A 21,490-nucleotide genomic window follows, 5' to 3' on the forward strand; every position below is an offset into this window, starting at 1 on the left:
ATCCTCCCAGGCCAGGGGGGACCGACCGGCGAGGACCCGAACAGACAGGGACTGACCGTGCGCGTACCCGCTCCCGACCCCCGGGCCGTCCGGGAGGCGAGCCTGGACGAGTTGTCCCGGCTGGGCCTCCCGCTGCCCCCGCCGCAGTTCCCGCTGGTCTGGGAGCCGGGCGACGAGATCGAGCTGCGTCCGACCCCGGAGATCGAGGCCCGGATCGCGGTGCTGCACGTGATCCTGGCCCGCTGCTTCGGCATGCCCGCGCAGGCGGCGATGAGCTGGCTGCTGGAGTCGCACCTGGTCGACTCGGTGACCCCGCCGGAGTGGCAGTTCGTGATGGGCGGCCGGGGCGACCACAGGTCGTTCGTGCTGCACCACGACGCGCTGTTCTCGCTGGCCTGGGTGCTCGGGCTGGCCAAGGAGCTGGACCCGACGGTGCCGGTGGACGAGCGGCTGGTCGAGCGCATGCCGAACCTGGTCGCCGGTGAGACGTTCGGCGAGTGGCGGGCCCGGATCCTGGCCGCGCCGCAGCACCCCGGGGACGCCGCCGCGCTGCTCGACCTGCACTACTGCCTGGACTGGGCGTACCTGGAGACCGAAGAGGCCGGGCGCGCGCTGCCGGGGCTGGTGGACGCCAACGCGATCGGCCAGCGGCGGTGGGCGCTGGAGTGGGCGGTGGTGCTGCGCGGGCCGTACCACGACGAGCCGCCGGGCTGGGAAGAGGTCGACCTGTCCACCTGAGCCGGGTCAGCGCGGGCGGTGCACGCCGAGCCGGACCGAGAGCGTGACCGAAGCGGGCTCAGGCAGCGCGGCGATGCGCGCGGCGAGCCGTTCCGGCTCGGCGTGCCAGGCGCTCGGTCCCATCCCGACGAGCGTGGTGACCTCGGCGCGGGTGAGCGTCAGCCGGGCCCGGTGCCCGGTTGCGGACTCCTCGCTGAAGTGGGCGCCGAGGCTGCCCGTGACCCGGTCGGCCTTCGCCGGGTCCACCCGCAGCAGGCCCAGCGCCTCGACCAGTTCGGTCAGGTGGTCGGCGGCCGGGGTGACGACGAGCAACGCGCCGCCGGGGTCGAGCACCCGGTGGAACTCGGGGCCGTTGCGCGGCGCGAACACGTTCAGCAGCACGGTCACCGACCGGTCGGCCAGCGGCAGGCGCTGCCAGGTGTCGGCGAGCGCGGCGGCGGCCCGCGGATGGGCGCGGGCCGCGCGGCGCAGCGCCGGCTTGGAGACGTCCAGGGCCAGGCCGGCGGCGTCCGGCAGCGCCGCCAGCACCGCCGCGAGGTAGTGCCCGGTCCCGGCGCCGGGTTCCACCACCAGGGGGTACGGGTCGAAGCCCGCGACGCGGACCGCGGTGTCGGCGAGCGCGGCGGCGACGGTGTCGTAGTGGCCGGCGGCGAGGAAGTCGGCCCGGGCGGCGACCATGTCGGCGCTGTCCCCGGTGTGCGGGGAGCGGCCGGCGAGCAGGTTGACGTACCCCTGCCGGGCGGTGTCGAAGCTGTGCCCGCGCGGGCAGCGCAGGGCGCGGGTGGTGCCGGCGGTGGCCCCGGTGAGCGGTTCGGCGCAGACCGGGCAGCGCAGCCGGGCCAGGACGCGGTCGTCCACGGCTCAGCCCTTCGCTTCCGGGCGGGCCGTGAGATGGTCGATCACCCGCTGGCTGAGCGTGCCGAGCGCGGACACCTCGGCCGGGGTGAGCCGGTCGATCAGGTGCCGGCGGACGGCCGCGACGTGTCCGGGCGCGGCGGCCTCGACGGCCTGGCGCCCGGCCGGGGTGAGCACGACGACCGAGCCGCGGCCGTCGGTGGCGCACTCCTCCCGGGTGACCAGGCCGCGTTGCTGCATCCGGGAGATGTGGTGGGACAGGCGGCTGCGGGACCAGAGCATCCGGTCGGCGAGTTCGCTGAGCCGCAGCCGTTGTTCAGGGGTCTCGGACAGGTCGGTCAGGACGTCGTAGTCCGGCTCGGAGAGACCGGCGTCCTGCATCAGTTCCCGGGCCAGTTCCAGGTCGAGCAGGCGGCGCATGCGGCGGTAGCCGCGCCACGCGCGCTCCTCCTGCTCGTCCAGCCAGCGCGGTTCGTCCATGCGCCGATCCTACCGGTGTTGTTGACATGTCACCAATCCGCGGTCTAGCTTGATGACATGTCAACCAAACTGCCGTCCCGGACGGTGCGGCTCCTCACCGGCCTCGCGCTGTTCGGCGTCAGCGTCGCGCTGATGGTCCGCGCCGACCTGGGGCTCGCGTCCTGGGACGTGTTGCACCAGGGCGTCGCCGACCGCACCGGCCTGCCGATGGGGCTCGTGGTCAACGGGGTGGCGCTGCTGGTGCTGCTGCTGTGGATCCCGCTGCGGCAGCGCCCCGGCGTCGGCACGGTGGCGAACGTCGCGCTCGTCGGCCTGGCACTCGACGCGACGCTGGCAGTGCTGCCGCCGCTCGAACCACTCGCCGGCCGCATCGGCCTGCTGGTAGCGGGCATCGTGCTCAACGGCCTCGCCACCGCGCTCTACCTCGGCGCCCGGCTCGGCCCGGGCCCGCGCGACGGGCTGATGACCGGCCTGGCCGCCCGCGGCCTCCCGCTCGGCCCGGCGCGCACCGGGATCGAGGTGACAGTCCTGGCGGCCGGCTGGCTGCTCGGCGGCGCCGTCGGCCCCGGCACCCTGCTCTACGCGATCGGCATCGGGCCGATCGTCGCCTGGTTCGTCCCCCGACTCGCCGCGCCGTCCCCGGCCGCCACCCCGACAGGAGCCACCTCGCCATGCCCCGCCTGAACGTGATCGTCGCCAGCACCCGTCCCGGCCGGGTCGGCCGCCGCATCGGTGACTGGTTCGCCGCCGCCGCCGTCCGCCACGCCGGCTTCGACGAGGTACGCCTCCTCGACCTGGCCGAGGTCGGGCTGCCCTTCCACGACGAGCCGCACCACCCGTCCGAGCGGGTCTACCTGCACGAGCACACCCGCGCCTGGAGCGCCGAGATCGACGCCGGGGACGCCTTCGTCCTGGTGATGCCGGAGTACAACTACGGCTTCAGCGCGCCGCTGAAAAACGCGATCGACTACCTCTACCACGAGTGGCAGCACAAGCCGGTGGGCTTCGTCAGCTACGGCATGACCTCCGGCGGTCTGCGCGCGGTGCAGATGATCAAGCAGGTGGTGACCACGCTGAACATGACCCCGGTCAACGACGCGGTGGTCGTCTTCCTGCGGCAGGCGCTGGACGAGTCGGGCGAGCTGCGACCCGACCCGGCTCGCGAGGAGGCTGCCGCGCTCATGCTGGATCAGCTCGTCCGGCTGGCCGCCGCGCTGGCGCCGCTGCGGGTGACGGCGTGAGCGCGGCGGACGCGCGGCTGTGGGAGCTGTTCGGCGAGCGCGGGCGCGGGGTGCTCGTCACGCTGCGCCGCGACGGCCGGCCCCAGCTGTCCAACCTCGACTACCTGGCCGAGCCCGGCCTGATCCGCTGCTCGACCACCGACAACCGGGCGAAGGTGCGCAACCTGCGCCGGGACCCCCGGGCGAGCTTCCACGTGACCACCGCCGACGGCGGGGCGTACGCGGTCGCCGAGGGCGCCGTGACGCTCACCCCGCCGGCCGCCGCCACCGACGACGCGACCGTCGAGGAGCTGGTCGAGGTCTACCGGCGCATCCGCGGCGAGCACCCCGACTGGGCCGAGTACCGCGCCGCCATGGTGGCCGACGGGCGGCTGGTCCTGCGGCTGGCGGTGGAGCGGGTGTACGGCTGGCGGCCCTGAACCGGCCCGGTCCACCGCCGCGCCCCTGCCGGGGGTGACTAGGGTCGGAGCATGGTCGCAATCTCGTACGAGGACATCGTCAAGGTCCCGAAGGCGCTGCTGCACGATCACCTCGACGGCGGCCTGCGGCCCGCGACGATCGTCGAACTGGCCGCCGAGGTCGGCCACGAACTGCCCACCACCGACCCGGCGGCGCTCGGTGTCTGGTTCGCCGAGGCGGCGAACTCCGGCTCGCTGGAGCGTTACCTGGAGACGTTCGCGCACACGGTGGCGGTCATGCAGACCGCCGGCGCGTTGCGCCGGGTCGCCCGCGAGTGCGCGCTGGACCTGGCCGCCGACGGCGTGGTCTACGCCGAGGTGCGGTTCGCCCCGGAGCAGCACCTGGAGCAGAACCTGACGCTGGACGCGGTGGTCGACGCGGTGGTCACCGGGTTCCGGGAGGGCAGCGCGCTGGCCGCCGAGGCCGGCACCCCGATCCGGATCGGCACGCTGCTCACCGCCATGCGGCACGCCGCCCGCTCGCAGGAGATCGCCGAGCTGGCCGTGCGGCACCGCGACACCGGGGTGGTCGGCTTCGACATCGCCGGCGCCGAGGCGGGCTTCCCGCCCACCCGGCACCTGGACGCGTTCGAGTACCTCCAGCGGGAGAACTTCCACTTCACCATCCACGCCGGGGAGGCGTTCGGCCTGCCGTCGATCTGGCAGGCGATCCAGTGGTGCGGCGCGGATCGGCTCGGTCACGGCGTACGCATCGTCGACGACATCACCCCCGGCAACCCGCCGGTGCTGGGCCGGCTGGCCGCGTACGTGCGGGACAAGCGCATCCCGCTGGAGCTGTGCCCGTCGTCGAACGTGCAGACCGGCGCGGCGGCCTCGATCGCCGACCACCCCATCGGCCTGCTGCGCGACCTGCGGTTCCGGGTGACAGTGAACACCGACAACCGGCTGATGAGCGGCACCTCGATGTCCCGGGAGATGGCGCTGCTGGTGGAGGCCTTCGGCTACGGCTGGAAGGAACTCCAGTGGTTCACCATCAACGCGATGAAGAGCGCGTTCATCCCGTTCGACGAGCGCCTGCGGATCATCGACGAGGTGATCAAGCCGGCGTACGCCGAGCTGATCGGCTGATCACGACTGGCGGGGGTGGCCGGAGAGCAGCGCGGCCACCCCGCGCAGCACCTGACCGGCCCGGGCCGCCTCCGCGCCCAGCCCGGTCTGCCGGCGCAGCACGGCCGGCTCGGCGCGCAGCAGCGCGACCCCACGTCGCAGCAGCACCCGGGGGGCCTTGCGCTGCTCGGCGAGATCCCGGGCGAGGCGGCGCAGGAACGTCGCCCCGCGCGGGCGGCGCAGCGCGTACGCCCCGGCGAGCAGCCCTCGCCGCCGGCACTCGGCCACGATCTCGGCGGCAAAGATCCCCTCGGCGACAAAGATTGGCGATCCGTCGATGTCAAATGGCCGGGTGGCCACCCTGCGGTCCGCGCCGATCGCATAAACCGGCACTTCGGCCTTGCCCTCCCGGGCCAGTCGGGTGATTGTTTGCACCGCTGTGTCCGCATCCCAGGACAGTGGGGACTCCCAATCCACCTGTCCGTTCCGACGTGGACACGTAGGGTCATCGCCGTCCTTGTAGAAGTCATCCAGGCAGAGCACCGGAAGTCCGGTTCGCTGCGCTATGTATGACTTTCCTGACCCGGAAGGGCCAGCGAGCAGGACAACGCGATGCGGATGTTCCATTACCTTCAGTGACTCCGGCCAGACGGATTGCTATCAAATTGCATCAACATCTCATCACACCTCCGGTGAGGGACAACCTGGTCTTTCTCTTTGCGGGGCGGCGTGATGGAATCTCGGAGGTCCGACCCGCCGGGTCGGTCGCTCGGCGTTGCCCTCAGGCAGCGTCGGGCGCGGTAATGCGAGGGCGGTGACGTGAGCAAACGGCCAACGACGGCGGGCTCCTTCCTGTCGCGGCTGCGCCGGCCGATGAATCGGCTGCGCGACATGCCGATCTGGTCCAAGCTCGGTCTGATCATGATCGTGCCGACCATCGCCACGGTCGTGGTGGGCACCAGTGGTCTGGTCGACCACCTGGAGACGCTCAACAATGCCAACCGGGCGGGGGATCTGGCCAACCTGATCGGCTACTCGGGTGACCTGGTCGACACCGTGCAGGACGAGCGGGTCGGCGCCGTGCTCTTCCTCGGCGCGAAGGAGTTCCAGACCCGGGCCCAGTACCAGGAGGGCTACAACCGGACCAACCAGCGGGTGGACCAGGCGAAGTCGCCCTACCTGCGGCAGCGTGGCGAGATCGACGACCTGCCCCGCAACTTCGTCGGGCTGCTCGACACGATCGACACCCAGCTGAAGGACCTCCCGGCGACCCGGAGTCAGGTGCTGAACGGCAAGCTCAAGATCAATGACGCCGACCAGGCGTACCGGCAGCTGATCGAGGACCTGCTGTCGATCCGCGACTCGGCCACCCAGCTCGCCGGTGACAACGACCTGAGCGACCGGATGCGCGCGGCCGGCGCGGTGGCCCGGCAGAAGGAATACCTGACCCAGCGCCGCGTGGTCGTCCACCAGGCGATCACCCAGAACCAGTACACCGCCGCGCTGCGCGAGCAGTTCATCGCCAGCGGCACCGGCCAGGCGCAGTCGCTCGCGACGTTCCAGGCGATCGCCACCGAGCCGGACAAGCTGTTCTACGACCAGACCGTCTCCGGGCCCGACCTGCGCAAGGCGGACCGCTTCACGAGCTTCATCTCCAGCAACAACAACGGCTCGATGGCGAACGCCCCGTTCGGCCCGGACCAGTGGGACCAGACCATGGTCGCCAACGCCAAGCTGATGCGCAGCGTGGAGTCCCGCCTCGACGGCAACGTGGTCCGGCAGGCCGACGCGCTGCGCTCGGACACCCAGCGCCAGGTGTTCCTGGAGACCGGCCTGCTGCTCACCATGCTGCTGCTGGCCATCCTCTTCGCGTACCTGGTCGCCCGCTCGATGGCCCGTTCGCTGCGCGACCTGCGCCAGGGCGCCCTGGCGGTGGCCCAGTACGGGCTGCCACAGGCGGTCGCCCGGCTACGCGACCCGCAGGTGACCGGCCAGCTCACCCCGGTGCAGCTGGCCAACCAGATCGCCGAGCCGCTGCCGGTGCGCAGCAAGGACGAGTTCGGCCAGGTGACCGAGGCGTTCAACGCCGTCCACCTGGAGGCCGTCCGGACCGCCGCCGAGCAGGCCGCCCTGCGGGCGTCGGTCGCCACCATGTTCGTCAACCTGGCCCGCCGCTCGCAGATCCTGGTCGACCGGCTGATCGGCCACCTCGACCGGCTGGAGCGCGGCGAGGAGGACCCGGACCGGCTCGCCGAGCTGTTCCAGCTCGACCACCTGGCCACCCGGATGCGCCGCAACGACGAGAACCTGCTGGTGCTCGCCGGCGCGGACTCCACGCGCGTGCAGCGCGAGCCCGCCGCCCTGATCGACGTGCTCCGCGCCGCCCAGTCCGAGGTCGAGCACTACACCCGGATCGAGTTCGGGGTGATCGACCGGGACATCGAGGTCGCCGCCCACGCGGTGAACGACCTCGTGCACCTGGTCGCCGAGCTGTTCGACAACGCGACCGCGTTCTCCCCGCCCGACTCCCAGGTCATGGTGGAGGCCCGCCGGGTCGGCGACCGCGCCTCCCTCTACGTGGAGGACCGGGGCATCGGCATCAGCCCGGAGCAGCTCCGTGACCTCAACGAGCGGCTGGCCACGCCGCCGCAGGTGGACGTCGCGGTCTCCCGGATGATGGGCCTGGTCGTGGTGGCGCGGCTGGCCGCCCGCCACGGCGTCCGGGTCGAGCTGCGACCGGGCACCGACCGGGGCACCGTCGCCGACGTCACGCTGCCCACCACGGTCCTGGTGCCGCGCGCCCTGGCCGGCCGCGGACAGCCGGGGCCGGCCCTGCCGGCCGCCGGTCCGCAGCAGAGCGGCCCGACCCCGGCCTTCGGCGCCCTGGCCGCCTTCGGCAGCAGCCCGCAGAGCCTGCCGCCGGCCCCGCACCCGGGCGCCTCCGGCAACCAGGTCACGCTCGGTGGACGCGCGTTCGACCCGGCGTCCCGCAACGGCTCCGGCACCCCGGCGAACGCCGGTGGCGGCCGCGCCATGCCGGCCTGGTCCGACCTGACCGGCGCCAACCCGGGCGGCGGGGACGGCGGGTTCGGCTCCCGGCCCTCGTCCGGTTCCGGGTTCGAGCCGCTGCCCCAGCGGCGCAACCCGGCCGAGGGCGACCCGGGCACCAGCGGCCAGCAGCCGGCGATCCCACGCCAGCTGCCGAGCAGCCCCGAGGCGCGGCCCTACAGCCCGCCGCCGGTATCCGCGCCGCCGGTCCCGCCGGTGTCGGCGCCGCCGCTGCCGCCGGTCTCCGGCGCCCCGGCCGCCGGCCACCAGCTGCCGTACCGTCCGGTCTCGGCCGCCCCGGTCTCCGGTGACCCGTGGTCCGGCCGCCCGGTCTCCGCCGCGCCGGTTTCCGGCCAGCCCACCTCGGCCGTGCCGGTCTCCGGTCAGCCGACCGGTTACCAGGTCTCCGCGCCGCCGGCGAACCAGCTGCCGGCGCGCCCGCAGACGCCGATGCCGGGCGTGGGCGCGCCGCCGGTCTGGCCGCCGGTCGCACCGCCCCCGGCCCCGGCCCCCGTGGCGCCGGAGCGGCCCACCAGCGGCATGGACATGACCACCGAGCTGCCCCGGGTGCCGCGCACGGAAATGCCGGCCACCCAGCAGCCCGCGACCGGCCAGCCGGCCGCCGCCACCCCGGCGACGAACCGGCCGGCCGCCACCCCGGCGGCGCGGCCGGCCCCGGCGCAGCAGCAGGGCAACCGCCAGCGGTACGCGGACGAGACGATGGAGCTGCCGATCTTCCGGGAGCTGGAGTCGGCGTGGTTCCGTACCCGCCGGCCCGGGCCCAACGACGAGGCGGCGGCCCCGGCCCCGGCCGCGACGACGAACGGCGGCGCCGCCACCCAGCAGTTCGCCAAGGTGGACACCACTGGCCGGCCGGTGCCGCAGCCGACACCCGCAACGACAGGTAACGCACCGATGGCACCCACTCCGACGGCCGGCGGAGCACCGCGTGACAACGGCGCGGCGAACGGGAACACCCGTCCCGCGTACGCCGGAGGGCTGCCCACCCGGCAGCCGACCGCGTCGCCGCAGTCCTCGCCCTGGCAGACCGCGGCCGACGACGGCTGGCGCGCCGCCTCGGCGGCCACCGAGGTGCCGGTCGCGGAAACCACCCAGAAGGGCCTGCCGAAGCGGAAGCCGATGGCCCAGCTCGTGCCGGGCAGCATCGACAAGCCTTCTGCCTCGGTGCAGCGGCGGACGCCGGAGGGCGTCCGGGGTCTGCTCTCGGCCTACCATCGGGGCGTGCAGCGCGGGCGTAACACCGACAGCAACACGACCGGCCCGGAGGGCACTCCGGGCGGGCAGCAGTCCTCGCAGTCTGGCTCAGGCCCGGTGGCCGGGAGCGGGCAGAAGGAGCAACAAGGATGACTACTACGCAGGATCTCGGATGGCTGCTCGCCAACTTCGCCGACCGGGTGCCCGGTGTGGCGCACGCGGTCGCGGTCTCGGCCGACGGCCTGCTTCTGGCCTCGTCCCGTGACCTTCCGCGGGACCGGGCCGACCAGCTCGCCGCGATCGCGTCCGGTCTGGTCAGCCTGACCCAGGGCGCGGCCCGCTGCTTCGAGGGCGGAGCGGTGTTGCAGACAGTCGTCGAGATGGACAACGGTTTCCTGTTCCTGATGTCCATCTCCGACGGTTCGTCGTTCGCCGTGCTGGCGGCGCGGAGCTGCGACGTGGGTCAGGTCGGGTACGAGATGGCCCTGCTCGTGGACCGGGTGGGCGATGCCCTGACGCCGCAGCCGCGCACGGCTGTGGGGATGATGGGCTGAATGACGCGCTGGCCGGTGGGTCAGGTGCGGGAACAACAACGACAGCGACGAATGTCACCGGGGCGAGCCGGTGCCGGGTACGAGGGAGGTGAGCGGCGACATGGATCGTGACGAGCCGACCGGCGCATTGGTCCGGCCGTACGCCGTCACCCGTGGTCGTACCCGTCCCCGGCTCGACATCGCCCTGGAGGCGCTCGTCGAGACGACGGTGCGCGGCCGAGCGGTTGCCACTGGCAATGGTGGCCACGGTCGTGAACACCAGTACATCGCCGCGTTGTGTGACGGACGTGTGCAGTCGCTCGCCGAAATCGCGGCGCGGATGCAGCTTCCGCTCGGCGTGGCCCGGGTGCTCATCGCCGACATGGCGACGGACGGCCTGGTCGCGGTCCACGAGCCGACCATCCTGGACGACTCCGACGACGCGGTGGGCACTGAACTGCTGGAGAGGGTGCTGAGTGGACTTCGCAGGCTCTGACATGTCGCACCGGCCGCCGGCCCCGAGCGGGCGCGTGACGTCGGCGAAGATCGTTATCGCCGGTGGGTTCGGCGTCGGCAAGACGACGCTGGTCGGCTCGGTCTCGGAGATCACGCCGCTGACCACCGAGGCGATCATGACCTCCGCCGGTGTCGGCGTCGACGACACCCGGCAGGTGCCGGGCAAGACGACGACCACGGTGGCGATGGACTTCGGTCGTATCTCGATCGACCGTGACCTGATCCTGTACCTCTTCGGTACGCCGGGTCAGACGCGGTTCTGGTTCATGTGGGACGAGTTGGTCCGGGGTGCGATCGGCGCTGTCGTGCTGGTCGACACCCGGCGGCTCGCCGACTGCTTCGCCGCCATCGACTTCTTCGAGCACCGGCGGCTGCCGTACCTGGTGGCCATCAACTGCTTCGACGGCATGCAGTACCACGATCCGCAGGACGTCCGGGACGCGCTGGCGATCTCCCGCGACGTGCCGGTGGTGCCGTGCGACGCCCGTAACCGGGAGTCCACGAAGCACGTGCTCATCTCGCTCGTCGAGTACGTGCTCACCATGCGGCGCTCGCGGGCCGTCGCGCCCGCCTGACCGACGCGCGGAAGCGCCCGGCGGCCTGAGGCCACCGGGCGCTTCCTGCCGTCCGGGGTCGGACACGGTACGCGGTCGACCGGTGACCCTCCAGGTAGGACGGCCGCCGGGCGTCGTTCCGGTCAGGCGTACCGGGTCCAGCTGCCCCGGTAGACCTGGTAGACGGCGAGCGAGTCGCGCTCCATGCCGCCGTGCCGCCCGGCGCTGAACGCGTACCCGCCCGCGATGCCCTCGACGGTCTGCGCCTGGAGCAGCGCCCGCAGCCGGCCCCGGTCCAGGCTCGTCGCCATCCGCGCCGACATGGCGAGGAGCTGGAGCGCGTCCGAGGCGTACGGGGCGAAGTCCGGGCTGCCGCCGTGCCGCTGCGTGTAGCGGTTGGCGAAGTCCCGCCGGGCCAGCTGCGCAGTGGTGGTGGCGACCGCCCCGGAGATGTCCAGGCAGGCCGGGTGCACCGCGTACGCGCCCTCCACCGCGGCGGCGTTGGCGCCCTGCACGGTGTCGTCGGCGACCGCGCCGGCGTCGAAGAAGATCGGGCCGCGGTGCCCGGCGGCGCGGAGTTCCCGGGCCGCGGCGCCGGAGTCCGGCGCGGTGGCCCAGATGACCACTCCGTCCTCCGTGCCGCCCGCGACCCGGTCGGCGGCGGCGCGGAAGCGCCGGCCGGTCCCCGGCAGGCGGACCGTGCGGGCCAGGTCGGTGCTGCTGTCGGCGAGCGCGTCCCGCATCGCCCGCACACCCGAGTCACCGTGCAGCCCGTCCGCGGCCAGCAGGGACACCTGCCGGATCCGCTTCGACTCGAACAGCTCCACCAGGCGGCCTGCCATGTCGACGGCGTCCGGGGTGAGCTTGTAGGTGAACGTGCGCTCGTCCAGCGGCAGCACGATGCGGTCACCGTAACCGAGCGACAGGAAGGGCGTCTTGACCCGCTGGGCGGCCGCAGCCAGGGCGGCGGAGGTCTCGCCGAGCACGCCGCCGATCAACGCCTGCGCCCCGGCCCGGGTCAGGTCTGCGGCATGACGGGCCGCGACCTGAGGATTGCTGCCGTTGTCCAGGATCTGGAGCCGGACCGACCGGACCAGGTTGCCGACCGGGATGCCGGTGCGGTTGAGCGAGTCGGCGGTGAGTTGCAGCGCCTGCCGCTGGGCGGCGCCGAGCAGTGCCCCCGCGCCGGTCAGCTCCAGACTCGCGCCGACGATCAGGTCCTGGTCGCTCGGCGCGCTGCTGGACGGGCCGTCGTCCGGCCGCTGGCCCTGCGGCGCGCAACCCGCGAGCAGCAGGCTCCCGGCCGCGGCGGCGAGGACGCCCCGACGGGTGAGCACAGTGGAGTCGAACGCCGGTGTCGCCATTGGAATCGCCTTCCCACCCCGGCGATCAGGCGCCGCCGCTGGTCCGCCGGGTATGTTCCCGGCCGGTCAGACCCAGCGTCAAATCACCCGGGTGTGGGATGAAACACCCCAACTGCGGACTCGGCGAACCCCGATCAGGAGCGGTAGCCGGCCGAGCGGTACTCGTACTCCCGGTCGTCCTCGCGGTCCCCGCTGTCGCGGGTGAAGTCCCAACCGCCGGCCGCCTCGCGGCCCGGACGGCCGCCCACGGCGAAGCCGCCGATCTCCTGGCCACGCCGCCAGCCCCGGAAGTATCCGGTGGTGTTCTCGGCGAGGCTCGCCGCGTTCCGGACGATCCGCAGGGGACGCTCCTCGCGCAGCGGAGAGCCCGGCACCAGGTTGGCCTGCGGCACCCGTTTCGGCAGGCCGGCCTTGGTCTCCGCGCCGACGGCCGGGCGGGCGGCCTGCTCGGCCGCCTGCCAGCCGGTGTCCGCAGTGCTGGACCACTCCAGGTCGGCCTCGTCGCCGTGCCCGACGAACCAGGCGGACTTGGCCTGCGCGAAGATCAGCAGGTCGCCGTCGCCGTCGTCGGAGACCGGCGGCGGCCGGTGCTCCTTCGGCGCGGGACGCCGCTCGGGCGGGGCCGGAAGTGCGGCGCGGCTCGGGTCGCCATGGTCGACGAGGCGCAGCGGCGGCGTGTCCAGCCCCGGATCGGCCGGCCGGCTCATCTCGCCGCGCAGCGCCCGGTCGGCCAGCGGCGGCGGCTCCACCAGCCGCAGCATCGGCGGCTCCTGCGGGAGGTCGTCGGCGAGCCACGGCGGGGTGACCCGGCCCGGGTCGCTCGGCGCGTCCACGCCCCGCCCGTACGGGTAGGTGGTGCCCTCCCGCTCCCGGGCGGTGTCGTCCTCGTTGTTCACCAGCGGCCAGTTCGCCCGGGAGCCCGGCGGCGCGGCCTCCGGCGCCGGCGGGCGCGGAGCCGGCACCGGGATGCTCAGGTCGGTGGCGCTGAACCCGCCGGTCGGCGGTTCCTGGTGCTGATTGGTCTTGGGACGGGGCGGGATGACGGTGCGCTGCCGCTCCGCCCGCGCCTTGTTGATCGCCGCGGTGGTCAGCGTCGGGCGGAACGGCTCGCCGGCCTCGGCCGGTGGCACGGCGCCGCGCGGCGACGGGGCGATCGGGGTGATGCCGGGCGGCGGCGGGGGCGGCGCCGAGATCGGCCGGTTGGTGGGTCCGTCCACCCGCGACGGCAGCGGCGCGCCGGTCGGCTCGGGCCGGGACTGCGGTGCGGAGGCCGGGCGGCCCAGCGAGGCCGCCGGGGCCACGGGCGTCACCGGGGCCGGGGCGACCGGCGGAGGCGTGACCGGAGCGGGTGCGACGGGCGGCGGGGCGAGCGGCCGGGGCGTCGTCGTGGCGGCCGGGCCGGAGACCGGCTCGGGCCGGCCGCGGCGCCCGCCGGGGATCGGCTCCGGGCGACCACGTCGCCCGGTCGGCTCGGGTGCGCCGGCCGGCTCGGGACGACCACGGTGGGATGCCGGCTCGGCGACCGGCTCGGGCTGGACCGGCCGCACCGCGCGCAGGTCGGTGGCCGGGGGCAGCTCGTCGACCTGCTCACCGCGTCGGGCGGCGGCCCGGCGGCCGGTGGCGGGCGCGAGAGCGGGGGCGGTGCGTTCGGCGAGCGCGCCCACGAGCGCGTCGCATCCGGCGTCACAGGTCCGGACGGAGGCGACCGCCTGCCGTACCGTCTCGGCGACGGCGGCGGTGAGCGTCCGGTTGACGGTGGCCCGCCGGGGTGTCTCGGAGATGGCGACCCGCAGCGCGGTCACCGCGTCGGAGACGGCGTCTGTGGCCGCCACACCCTCGGCGACCAGATGGGCGACCACCGCGTCGGCGGTCAGCCCGCCGTCCCGGCCACGGGCCGCGGAACCGGTGAGCATCCCCGGCTCGGGCAGCGCGTCGAGAACCGCGAGGGCGACCCGGTCCGCCGGGTCCGGGTACGCGCGCAGCGCGGCCGGGTAGAGCTCGCGGAGCACCTCGCGCAGCGTCACCGCGGCCGAGTGGCGGCCGCTCGCGAGCGCCGCGTGCGCGGCCAGGACCTGCGTGTATCCGGCGAGTTCACGCGGCGCCGGGAGGGTCACCGCGGAGAGCGCGCCGGCCTGCAGCGCGCGGGCCAGCCCGACCGCGCGGCGTTCGGCGGGCGGGGACTGCATCTCCTCCAGGGAGTCGTCGTCGGCGAAGCGCTCGGCGAAGTCGTCGACGGAGTCGTCGTCGGCGATCGCCAGCGGACGGCCGGCGGCGCTCAGCAGCGAGGTGACGATGTGGTCGTCGCTGTCCGCGGCGATGGCCGCGCCGCTCGGACCGCCGGACCGCTCCACCAGCAGCGCGACCAGCTGGGCGTACCCGGCGGCCTCGTCCCCGATCTCACAGACGTGCAGCAGACGGCCTGCGTCGTCGACCACAGCGGACGTCAGCGTCGTTCCGGCCGAAGCCGTTCGGTCGGCCGGATCTGCCGAGGCCAGACCGCAGTACACGCGCACGAGCGCCACGGCGTCGTCCTCCTCCCGGGACACAGGTCTTGTTCTGCCAGAGACTGATGCTCCCCGCTCCGGGTCAGTCGCGCCAGTCCACAACCGCAGAGATCTTGCCGACAATGGTGCGCCAACCCAAACTTGCGGTTTGTGCCCCGATTTTCTTCAACCGGCGACGGCCGAGGAAACCACCGATTCCGCCATTGACGGAAGCCCGCAGCGCCTCGTCCAGGTCGTCCAGGCTGGAGCCGGCGGAGAGCATGTCCAGCACGGCTGGTAGCCGCAGGGCGTACGCCAGGTCACGGGCGATCTCACCGGCTTCGATGAGCAGCTCGTGGTCCCACGCGTCGTGGCCACCGCGCAGGTTCTCCACCACCAGGTCGAGTTCGTAGGTGTCCTCGTCCAGCGGGGCGATGTCGGCCGGTTCCAGCCGTTCGGACAATTCATTCCAGCTGTCCAGTTGGGACAGGTCGTTGGGCGCGCCGGAGCGGATGAAAGAGACCAATGACTCCGGGGTCTTGAACAGCAGGAGCCGGCCCTTGTGGGTGAGGAAGACCGGCACCTCCTCGTCGCCCGCGGCGTCTTCGTCCTCGTCCTCGTCGTCTTCCTCGGCCTCTTCCTCGTCGTCCTCGGACTCGGCCTTGTCCTCGGCCGCGTCGTCGTCGGCCTTGCCCTTGCGGCGCCCCTTGGCGGCCTTCTCGTCGTCCTCGTCGTCCTCCTCGGCGGAGAGGGCGGCGAACTCCTCGTCGAGGATCACCACCTCCTCGTCGTCCTCGGTCTCGACGACCTGGCGACGGGCCAGGAAGGGGTCGTCCTGGTCGCGCTCGACGACGTCGGTCGGGGTCAGCTCGCGCGCCGGCCGGTACGCCCGCAGCGTGAAACCGGTGCCGGCGGGCAGCGCGATCTCCACCGGGTCGATCCGCACCTCGTCCCAGAGCGCGCGGTTGACCGGCGGGCGGTCCGCCTCGACCTCGTCGGCTGCGGCGGGCGCCTCGGTGTCGTCGAGCTCGGGCTCGTCGGCGTCGGGCCGTTGGGGCGACTGGCGGGCCACGCTGACCTCCGTGTGCGTTCGGTTGCCCACCCGGCGGCGTCGCGCCGCCGAGTGACTCTGCGCACATACCCTAGTGGGCGAACGGTTCCGGCCGGGAGCCGCACCCCATGGCGTTCCGGAGACCCGACAAGTAGCGTTGCTACGCATGAAGGCGCAGGCGCTGCACGGACACCTCGACGCGCTGCTGCTCGCCGTGCTGGAACAGGGCCCGCGGCACGGCTACGCGATCATCGAGGCGCTGCGCGCCCGCAGCGGCGGGACGCTGGATCTGCCCACCGGCACCATCTATCCGGCGCTGCGCCGGCTGGAGCGGGCCGGGCTGGTGGCGAGCACGTGGAGCACCGTCAACGGGCGGGAACGCCGCACCTACGAGCTGACCGAGGCCGGTGGCCGGGCGCTGGCCGGGGAGCGGGCCGGCTGGCGCGAGTTCAGCGCCACCGTCGGCCGGTTCCTCGGGGCGGACGAGCCGCCCACGGCGCCGGCCTGACCCCGCCGACCGAATCGGCCGGGCCGTGGGCCGGCCACTGCGGCCGGCGACTCAGCCGGCCAGCCGCCGCTCGGCGAGCACCCAGCAGCGGGCGGCCCGGACCAGGGCGAACCAGGCCGCCGAGACCACCGTCGCCCCGATGATCATCGGAGGCCAGGTGAGCGCGGCGTCCCACAGCCCGACCGACCAGCCGAACAGCGCGCCCCCGGCGACCACACCGAGCGCCAGGGCACCGGTCAGACCGAAACCGATCAGCCGGGCCGGACGGACGAGCCGGGGCGACCCCCACCGGGCGGTGAGCGGGCCGACGAGCAACGCGGCCAGCGCCAGCGCGGCCACCACGACCCAGATGACGTCCAGCCCGGCGGAGAGCAGCAGGTAGCTCGCCGGCGGCGGGGGACCGCCGCTCCAGCTCGACCCCTGCCAGGTCAGGTCACCGGCGGCGATCAGCACCACCGAGATCAGGAGCGTGCGCAGCGCAAGCCCGCGCAGCGCCCCGGTGGCCAGCTCGGCCTGGAACTCCGGCACGAGCTGCCGGTCGCTGCCGAACTCGGCGACCGCCCGCCGCTCCGCCTCCGCGCGCGGCAGGCCCCCCTCCCGGTACGCCTCGACGGCGTCCTCCAGCGCGTGCCGCGTCTCGGTCAGCAGGTCGGTCTTGAGCCGGCCCGGCCCGTACAACCGCCCGGACAACTCGCGCAGCCGGCGGTCGACCACTGCCTCGTCATGGACCCGCATGCGCACAAGCCTGCCATCGGGGACCGGCTGCCGCGTCGGGGAAAACCCCGATCGGATTCAGGGCCGCCCGGCGTACGCGGGGCCGGAGCGCTACGGGGTGATCGCCAGGTAGCCGCGTTCGGCCGTCTGCTGCCGCAGCCACTGCTCCCGGTACCAGCCGGGACGTGCCACCAGCTCGTCGTGCCGACCGCGTTGCACGACCCGGCCGCCGTCGAGCACCACGATCTCGTCCAGCCCGGCCAGGCCGCTGAGCCGGTGACTGATCAGCAGCACCGAGTGCCCGGCCGGGGTGGCGGCGAGCGCGGAGTCCAGCACCGCGTCGGCAGCCGCCGGGTCGAGCCCTTCGGTCGGCTCGTCGAGCACCAGCACCGGCGGGGCGGCCAGCAGCGCCCGGGCCAGCGCGAGACGCTGCCGCTGCCCGCCGGAGAGCTGACCGCCCTGCTCACCGACCACTGTGTCCCAGCCCTCGGGCTGCTCGCGTACCCAGTCCAGCAGGCCGGCCGCCCGGGTGGCGGCGACCAGGTCCGCCTCGGTGGCGTCCGGACGGCCGAGAAGCAGGTTCTCCCGGACGGTGGCGTGGAAGACGTACGCCTCGGCGAGCAGGCCGCCGACCACCCGGGGCAGGCGCTCGTCCGGGATCCCGGCCACCGGCGCGCCGCCGACTGTGACCCGGCCGGCGTCGGGGCGTACCGCGGCGGTGAGCACGGCGGCGAGCGTGCTCTTGCCGGCGCCGCTCGGCCCGACCACCGCCACCCGGCGGCCGGCCGGCAGGTCGAGGTCGAACCCGGCCAGCGCGGGGGCGGCCCCGGCCCGGTAGCGGACCGTCACGTCGGCGAACTCCACGTCGTGGCCGTCGATCGCCGGCTGCGCCTCGCTCCGCGGCGCCGCGGCGGCGGGCTCGGCCAGCAGGTCGGCCACCCGGGCCAGCCCGGTCCGGAGCTGGGCCCGCTGGCGGGCCGCCGCGACGAGCGCGAGGGCCACCTCCACGGCGGCGAGCGACCCGACCGCGAGGACACCCACCAGGACCCCGCCGACCCCGGCCCGCAGCGCGACTGCGACCACCGCGGCGGCGGTGAGGCCACCCACGAGTACGCCGGTCGCGTCCACCGCGAAGCCGGTCGCGGCGAGCCGGCGCTCCAGCCGGGCCAGCCGTCCGGCCCGGCCCTCGGCGGCGGCGAGCGCGGCGCCGGTCGCCCCGAACGCGGCCAGGTCGGCGGCGCCGTGGGTGAGGTCGACCGCGTCCACCGCGAGGGCGCCGCGCAGCGGGGCGACCTCGTCGGCGGCGCGACGGGTGAGCCGGGTGGCGAGCGCGGGCAGCGCCACGCCGGCCACCAGCAGGCCGACCGCGAGCACACCGGCGGCCGGCGGTGAGATCAGCGCGGCGACGCCGACGGCGAGCACGCTGACCACCGCCGCCGCCGCTCCCGGCACCAGGACGCGCAGGAGCAGGTCCTGAGCCGCCTCCACGTCCGACACCAGGCGGCTCAGCGCGTCCCCGGTACGGCGGCCGGCGTCGCGCCGGGCGGCGAGCGTGGCGAACACCCGCGCCCGGACGTCGGTGATCATGCGGAGGACGGCGTCGTGCCCGGCGAGCCGTTCGGTGTACCGCAGCACGCCGCGGCTGACCGCCAGCGCCCGGACCGCGACGATCGCCACCGTCAGCCGGTCCAGCGGCGGGCGGCCGGCCGCGCTCATCAGCAGCCAGGTGGCGGTGGCCATCAGCGCCAGGCCGGCGAACTCGGTGGCGGCGGCGACGAGGCCGGCGCCGAGCAGCCGGCTCAGGTACGGCCGGGCCAGGCGCAGCACCGCCCGCTCGGCGCCGGGCCGGGCAGGCGAGGGCGGCTCCGGCGACCCGGACGGCTCCGCCGCGACCGGGGCCGGGCCGGCGGGCGTACGGCCCACCGGCGTCACGCCGTCGCCGGCGGTCACCGGGTCACCGCCGTGCGGGCGGGGGAGACGATCATCGGGTCACCGCCGGGCCGGTCGGGTGCAGTTCGGTGACGCGGCCGTCCTCGACGCGCAGGATCCGGTCGGCGTCGGCCAGCAGCGCGGGCCGGTGCGCCACGAGCAGCGCGGTACGTCCGGCGACCAGCCGCCGGGTCGCGTCCAGCACCACCGCCTCGCTGGCGCTGTCCAACCGCGCGGTCGGCTCGTCGAGGAGCACGATCGGGGCGTCCCGGAGGAACGCGCGGGCCAGCGCGACACGTTGCCGCTGCCCGCTGGACAGGCCGTGGCCGCGCTCGCCGAGCCGGGTGTCCAGCCCGTCGGGCAGGGCGTCCACCACCTCGTCCAGCGCGGCGTCGGCGACCGCGGCGCCCAGCGCGTCGTCAGGGGTGTCCGGGGCGCCGAGGCGGATGTTGTCGGCCAGCGACCCGGCGAACAGGTGCGCCCGCTGCGGCACCCAGGCCAGCTCACGGCGCCAGGCGTCGAGGTCGACCTCGGCCAGGTCGACGCCGTCGACGGTGACCCGGCCGGAGGTCGGGGTGACGAAGCCGAGCAGCAGGTTCAGCAGCGTGCTCTTGCCCGCGCCGCTGGGCCCGATGACGGCGATCCGGTCACCGGGCCGGACGGTCAGCGTGACGTCGCGCAGCGCGGTGGTCCGGTCGTACGCGACGCTCACGCCCTCGAAGCGGATCTCACCCCGGCCGCCCGGCGCCGGACGCCGGGGCTCGGCCGCGGCGGGCGCGCCGGTGTCGGAGAGCGTGAGCGCCTCGTCCAGCGCGGTGAGCCCCTCCATGCTGGCGTGGAACCGGCTGCCCGCGGCCCGCAGCGGCAGGTACGCCTCCGGGGTGAGCAGCAGCACCAGCAGCGCTGTGGAGAGCGCGAGGCCGCCGCCGAGCAGCCGGATGCCGACCGGCACCGCGACGAGCGCGACGGAGAGCGTGGCGACCAGTTCCAGCACCAGCGCGGACAGGAACGCGATCCGCAGCGTCTTCATGGTGGCCTCGCGGTGGCCGTCGGCCATCCGGCGTACCACGTCGACCTGGCCCTTGGACCGGCCGAACGCGCGCAGCGTGGGCAACCCGGCCACCATGTCGAGGAAGTGCCCGCCGAGCAGCGACAGCCGCCGCCACTGCCGCTCGGTGGCGGCCTGCGCCTGCCAGCCCAGCAGCGCGCCGAAGATCGGGATGAGCGGGATGGTGAGCGCGATGATCAGCGCCGAGCTCCAGTCGGCGAACACGATCCGGGCCAGCACCGCCACCGGCACCGTGACGCTCAGCACGAGCTGCGGCAGGTAGCCGGTGAAGTACGGGTCGAGCGCGTCCAGGCCGCGTCCGGCCAGCGTGGCGAGCTGCCCGGCCCGCTGCCCGGCGACCCAGGTGGGGCCGTGCCGGCCGACCGCGCCCAACAGGTCGGCGCGCAGCGCCGCCTTGACCGTCGCGGCGGCCCGCGCCGCCACGGTGCCCTGCGCCCAGCTCACCAGCGCCCGCCCGGCGACCGCCGCCACGAACCCGGCCAGCGCCGGCCGGTGCAGCCGCCCGTCGAACGCGGCGGCCAGCAGCGTCGCCAGCGCGGTGGCCTGGGCGATCACCAGCAGCGCGGTCAGGCCGCCCAGCGCCGCGAGCACGGCGAGGTCGCGCCGGGCCGCGGGGACCCGACGCAGCAGACGCGGGTCGAACGGGCGGCGGCTCACCAGTACACCGGTGCCCTGCCGTCGATCCGTCCCCGGAACACCCACCAGCACATCGCCTGAAAGCCTAGTAGGGCCGGCACGAGCGGTAACGCGAGCCATCCCAACAGTGCCAGCGTCGGTCGGCTGGCGGCCGCCTCGGCCACCGTCAGCGAGGCCGCCGGATCGGTGGTGGAGACCAGGATCCGGGGCCAGAGCGCGGCCCCGACCAGCGGCGCGGGCAGCGCCAGCGCCGCCGCGGTCGCCGCGAAGGCGACCCCGCCCCGGCCCCGCCGCAGCGCCGCGCGGGCCATCAGCAGCGCGGCCACGAGCGCCAACGGCAGGAGTACGGCCACAGCCGGGCGCGCCACCGCGGCGCGTACCCGGTCGGAGAGCACGCCCAGGACGGTGGCCGAGGCGACGGCGGTGAGTGCGGCGGGCACCAGGCCGCTCGCCAGTCGGGCCAGGGCCGGGGCGTCGGCGGCCGGCAGCCGCAGCGTGAGGAATGTCGCACCGTGCACCGCTACCAGCGCCAGCAGGGCCAGCGCGGCGGCGGCGACGAACGGGGTGGCGAGATGACCGACACCGACCACGTGCCCGTCCGCGCCGAGCGGCACGCCCTGGAGCAGCCCGCCGAGCACCGCGCCCCAGCCCAGCGCGGCCAGCACGCTGCCGACCACCACCACCCGGCCCCAGCCGGCGCGGGCCGCCTCGGAGGCGGGCCGGCTGCGCAACTGCACCCCGGCGGTCACCAGCACCACGCCGGTCAGCGCGGCGAGCACCGCCGGGTAGAAGCCGGAGAGCAGCTCGCCCTCCAGCCGGGGGAACGCGCCGAACAGGATGCCGACGGCGGCCACCAGCCAGACCTCGTTGCCGAGGAAGAACGGCCCGAGCGCGGTGAGCGTGGCCCGGGGTCCCGGCGCCGGGCCGCGCCGGGCCAGCAGCAGGCCGACGCCGTAGTCGTAGCCGCCGAGCACGAGGTACGTGGCGAAGAAGAGGCCGAGCAGGGCGTACCAGGCGAGTTCCACGGGCG

20 protein-coding genes are annotated in these 21,490 nt (G+C 74.8%); 10 read left to right on the plus strand and 10 right to left on the minus strand.

The genetic code is table 11. The annotated features are described in order from the left end of the window. Positions 1–57 precede the first annotated feature (57 nt). Positions 58–738 (plus strand): DUF4272 domain-containing protein, encoded by a 681-nt coding sequence (locus MicB006_RS04040; protein WP_116503903.1) that lies wholly within the window; start codon positions 58–60, stop codon positions 736–738. A gap of 6 nt (positions 739–744) precedes the next feature. Here MicB006_RS04040 and MicB006_RS04045 read toward each other — a convergent pair whose 3' ends face one another. Both MicB006_RS04045 and MicB006_RS04050 read right to left on the minus strand, forming a co-directional pair. Continuing rightward, positions 745–1,596 carry a putative RNA methyltransferase gene (locus tag MicB006_RS04045; protein ID WP_116503905.1) on the minus strand — a complete coding sequence of 284 codons (852 nt, stop codon included), beginning with the start codon at positions 1,594–1,596 and terminating at the stop codon, positions 745–747. A gap of 3 nt (positions 1,597–1,599) precedes the next feature. Next, the gene (locus MicB006_RS04050) at positions 1,600–2,073 is read right to left on the minus strand and encodes a MarR family winged helix-turn-helix transcriptional regulator (protein WP_116503907.1); all 474 of its coding nucleotides are present in this window, start codon (positions 2,071–2,073) and stop codon (positions 1,600–1,602) included. A gap of 57 nt (positions 2,074–2,130) precedes the next feature. Here MicB006_RS04050 and MicB006_RS04055 point away from each other — a divergent pair, with 57 nt between their 5' ends. The 4 genes from MicB006_RS04055 to MicB006_RS04070 are packed head-to-tail and all read left to right on the plus strand — an operon-like array spanning position 2,131 to position 4,861. Next, positions 2,131–2,757 carry a YitT family protein gene (locus MicB006_RS04055; protein WP_116503909.1) on the plus strand — a complete coding sequence of 209 codons (627 nt, stop codon included), beginning with the start codon at positions 2,131–2,133 and terminating at the stop codon, positions 2,755–2,757. After that, positions 2,745–3,314 (plus strand): NADPH-dependent FMN reductase, encoded by a 570-nt coding sequence (locus tag MicB006_RS04060; RefSeq protein ID WP_116503910.1) that lies wholly within the window; start codon positions 2,745–2,747, stop codon positions 3,312–3,314. The genes MicB006_RS04055 and MicB006_RS04060 overlap by 13 nt, the downstream gene beginning before the upstream one ends. Beyond that, a complete protein-coding gene (locus MicB006_RS04065) occupies positions 3,311–3,733 on the plus strand; it encodes a PPOX class F420-dependent oxidoreductase (RefSeq protein WP_116503911.1) in 423 nt (140 codons plus the stop codon). The genes MicB006_RS04060 and MicB006_RS04065 overlap by 4 nt, the downstream gene beginning before the upstream one ends. Before the next feature lie 51 nt (positions 3,734–3,784). Further along, positions 3,785–4,861, plus strand: coding sequence for an adenosine deaminase (locus tag MicB006_RS04070; protein WP_073825242.1), 1,077 nt, complete (start codon positions 3,785–3,787; stop codon positions 4,859–4,861). On the opposite strand, the gene MicB006_RS32225 is transcribed toward MicB006_RS04070, so the two are convergent. Then, complete coding sequence (locus MicB006_RS32225; protein WP_225980637.1) at positions 4,862–5,128, minus strand: hypothetical protein; 267 nt, start codon at positions 5,126–5,128, stop codon at positions 4,862–4,864. A gap of 531 nt (positions 5,129–5,659) precedes the next feature. On the opposite strand from MicB006_RS32225, the gene MicB006_RS04080 reads away from it, so the two are divergent. From MicB006_RS04080 to MicB006_RS04095, 4 genes are all read left to right on the plus strand, one after another. After that, entirely contained in the window at positions 5,660–9,256 is a 3,597-nt protein-coding gene (locus tag MicB006_RS04080; RefSeq protein ID WP_116503912.1) for a sensor histidine kinase, read from the plus strand. Further along, the gene (locus MicB006_RS04085) at positions 9,253–9,657 is read left to right on the plus strand and encodes a roadblock/LC7 domain-containing protein (RefSeq protein ID WP_013283992.1); all 405 of its coding nucleotides are present in this window, start codon (positions 9,253–9,255) and stop codon (positions 9,655–9,657) included. The genes MicB006_RS04080 and MicB006_RS04085 overlap by 4 nt, the downstream gene beginning before the upstream one ends. Positions 9,658–9,757: 100 nt before the next feature. After that, positions 9,758–10,132, plus strand: coding sequence for a DUF742 domain-containing protein (locus tag MicB006_RS04090; RefSeq protein WP_073827018.1), 375 nt, complete (start codon positions 9,758–9,760; stop codon positions 10,130–10,132). Between the two features lies 1 nt (position 10,133). Next, a complete protein-coding gene (locus MicB006_RS04095; RefSeq protein WP_030501201.1) occupies positions 10,134–10,727 on the plus strand; it encodes an ATP/GTP-binding protein in 594 nt (197 codons plus the stop codon). Positions 10,728–10,849: 122 nt separating this feature from the next. On the opposite strand, the gene MicB006_RS04100 is transcribed toward MicB006_RS04095, so the two are convergent. From MicB006_RS04100 to MicB006_RS04110, 3 genes are all read right to left on the minus strand, one after another. Beyond that, positions 10,850–12,070: an ABC transporter substrate-binding protein gene (locus tag MicB006_RS04100; protein ID WP_116503913.1), complete on the minus strand. Its 1,221-nt coding sequence runs from the start codon at positions 12,068–12,070 to the stop codon at positions 10,850–10,852. Between the two features lie 134 nt (positions 12,071–12,204). Next, positions 12,205–14,616, minus strand: coding sequence for a transposase (locus MicB006_RS04105; protein WP_116503915.1), 2,412 nt, complete (start codon positions 14,614–14,616; stop codon positions 12,205–12,207). 40 nt (positions 14,617–14,656) lie between these two features. Then, positions 14,657–15,655 (minus strand): DNA primase, encoded by a 999-nt coding sequence (locus MicB006_RS04110; protein WP_116503916.1) that lies wholly within the window; start codon positions 15,653–15,655, stop codon positions 14,657–14,659. 115 nt (positions 15,656–15,770) lie between these two features. Here MicB006_RS04110 and MicB006_RS04115 point away from each other — a divergent pair, with 115 nt between their 5' ends. Further along, positions 15,771–16,112 carry a PadR family transcriptional regulator gene (locus MicB006_RS04115; protein ID WP_116503918.1) on the plus strand — a complete coding sequence of 114 codons (342 nt, stop codon included), beginning with the start codon at positions 15,771–15,773 and terminating at the stop codon, positions 16,110–16,112. Between the two features lie 51 nt (positions 16,113–16,163). Here the strand turns inward: MicB006_RS04115 and MicB006_RS04120 are convergent, their stop codons facing one another. From MicB006_RS04120 to MicB006_RS04135, 4 genes are all read right to left on the minus strand, one after another. Then, positions 16,164–16,847: a permease prefix domain 1-containing protein gene (locus tag MicB006_RS04120; RefSeq protein ID WP_116503920.1), complete on the minus strand. Its 684-nt coding sequence runs from the start codon at positions 16,845–16,847 to the stop codon at positions 16,164–16,166. Between the two features lie 90 nt (positions 16,848–16,937). Continuing rightward, positions 16,938–18,776 (minus strand): thiol reductant ABC exporter subunit CydC, encoded by a 1,839-nt coding sequence (gene cydC / locus MicB006_RS04125; protein ID WP_116503922.1) that lies wholly within the window; start codon positions 18,774–18,776, stop codon positions 16,938–16,940. Positions 18,777–18,807: 31 nt separating this feature from the next. Continuing rightward, a complete protein-coding gene (gene cydD, locus MicB006_RS04130) occupies positions 18,808–20,481 on the minus strand; it encodes a thiol reductant ABC exporter subunit CydD (protein ID WP_116503923.1) in 1,674 nt (557 codons plus the stop codon). Next, a complete protein-coding gene (locus MicB006_RS04135; RefSeq protein ID WP_116503925.1) occupies positions 20,478–21,485 on the minus strand; it encodes a cytochrome d ubiquinol oxidase subunit II in 1,008 nt (335 codons plus the stop codon). Before MicB006_RS04135 ends, cydD begins: the two co-directional genes overlap by 4 nt. Positions 21,486–21,490 lie beyond the last annotated feature (5 nt).

Origin of the sequence: Micromonospora sp. B006 (genome assembly GCF_003408515.1) — a bacterium.
GTDB lineage: Bacteria > Actinomycetota > Actinomycetes > Mycobacteriales > Micromonosporaceae > Micromonospora > Micromonospora echinospora_A.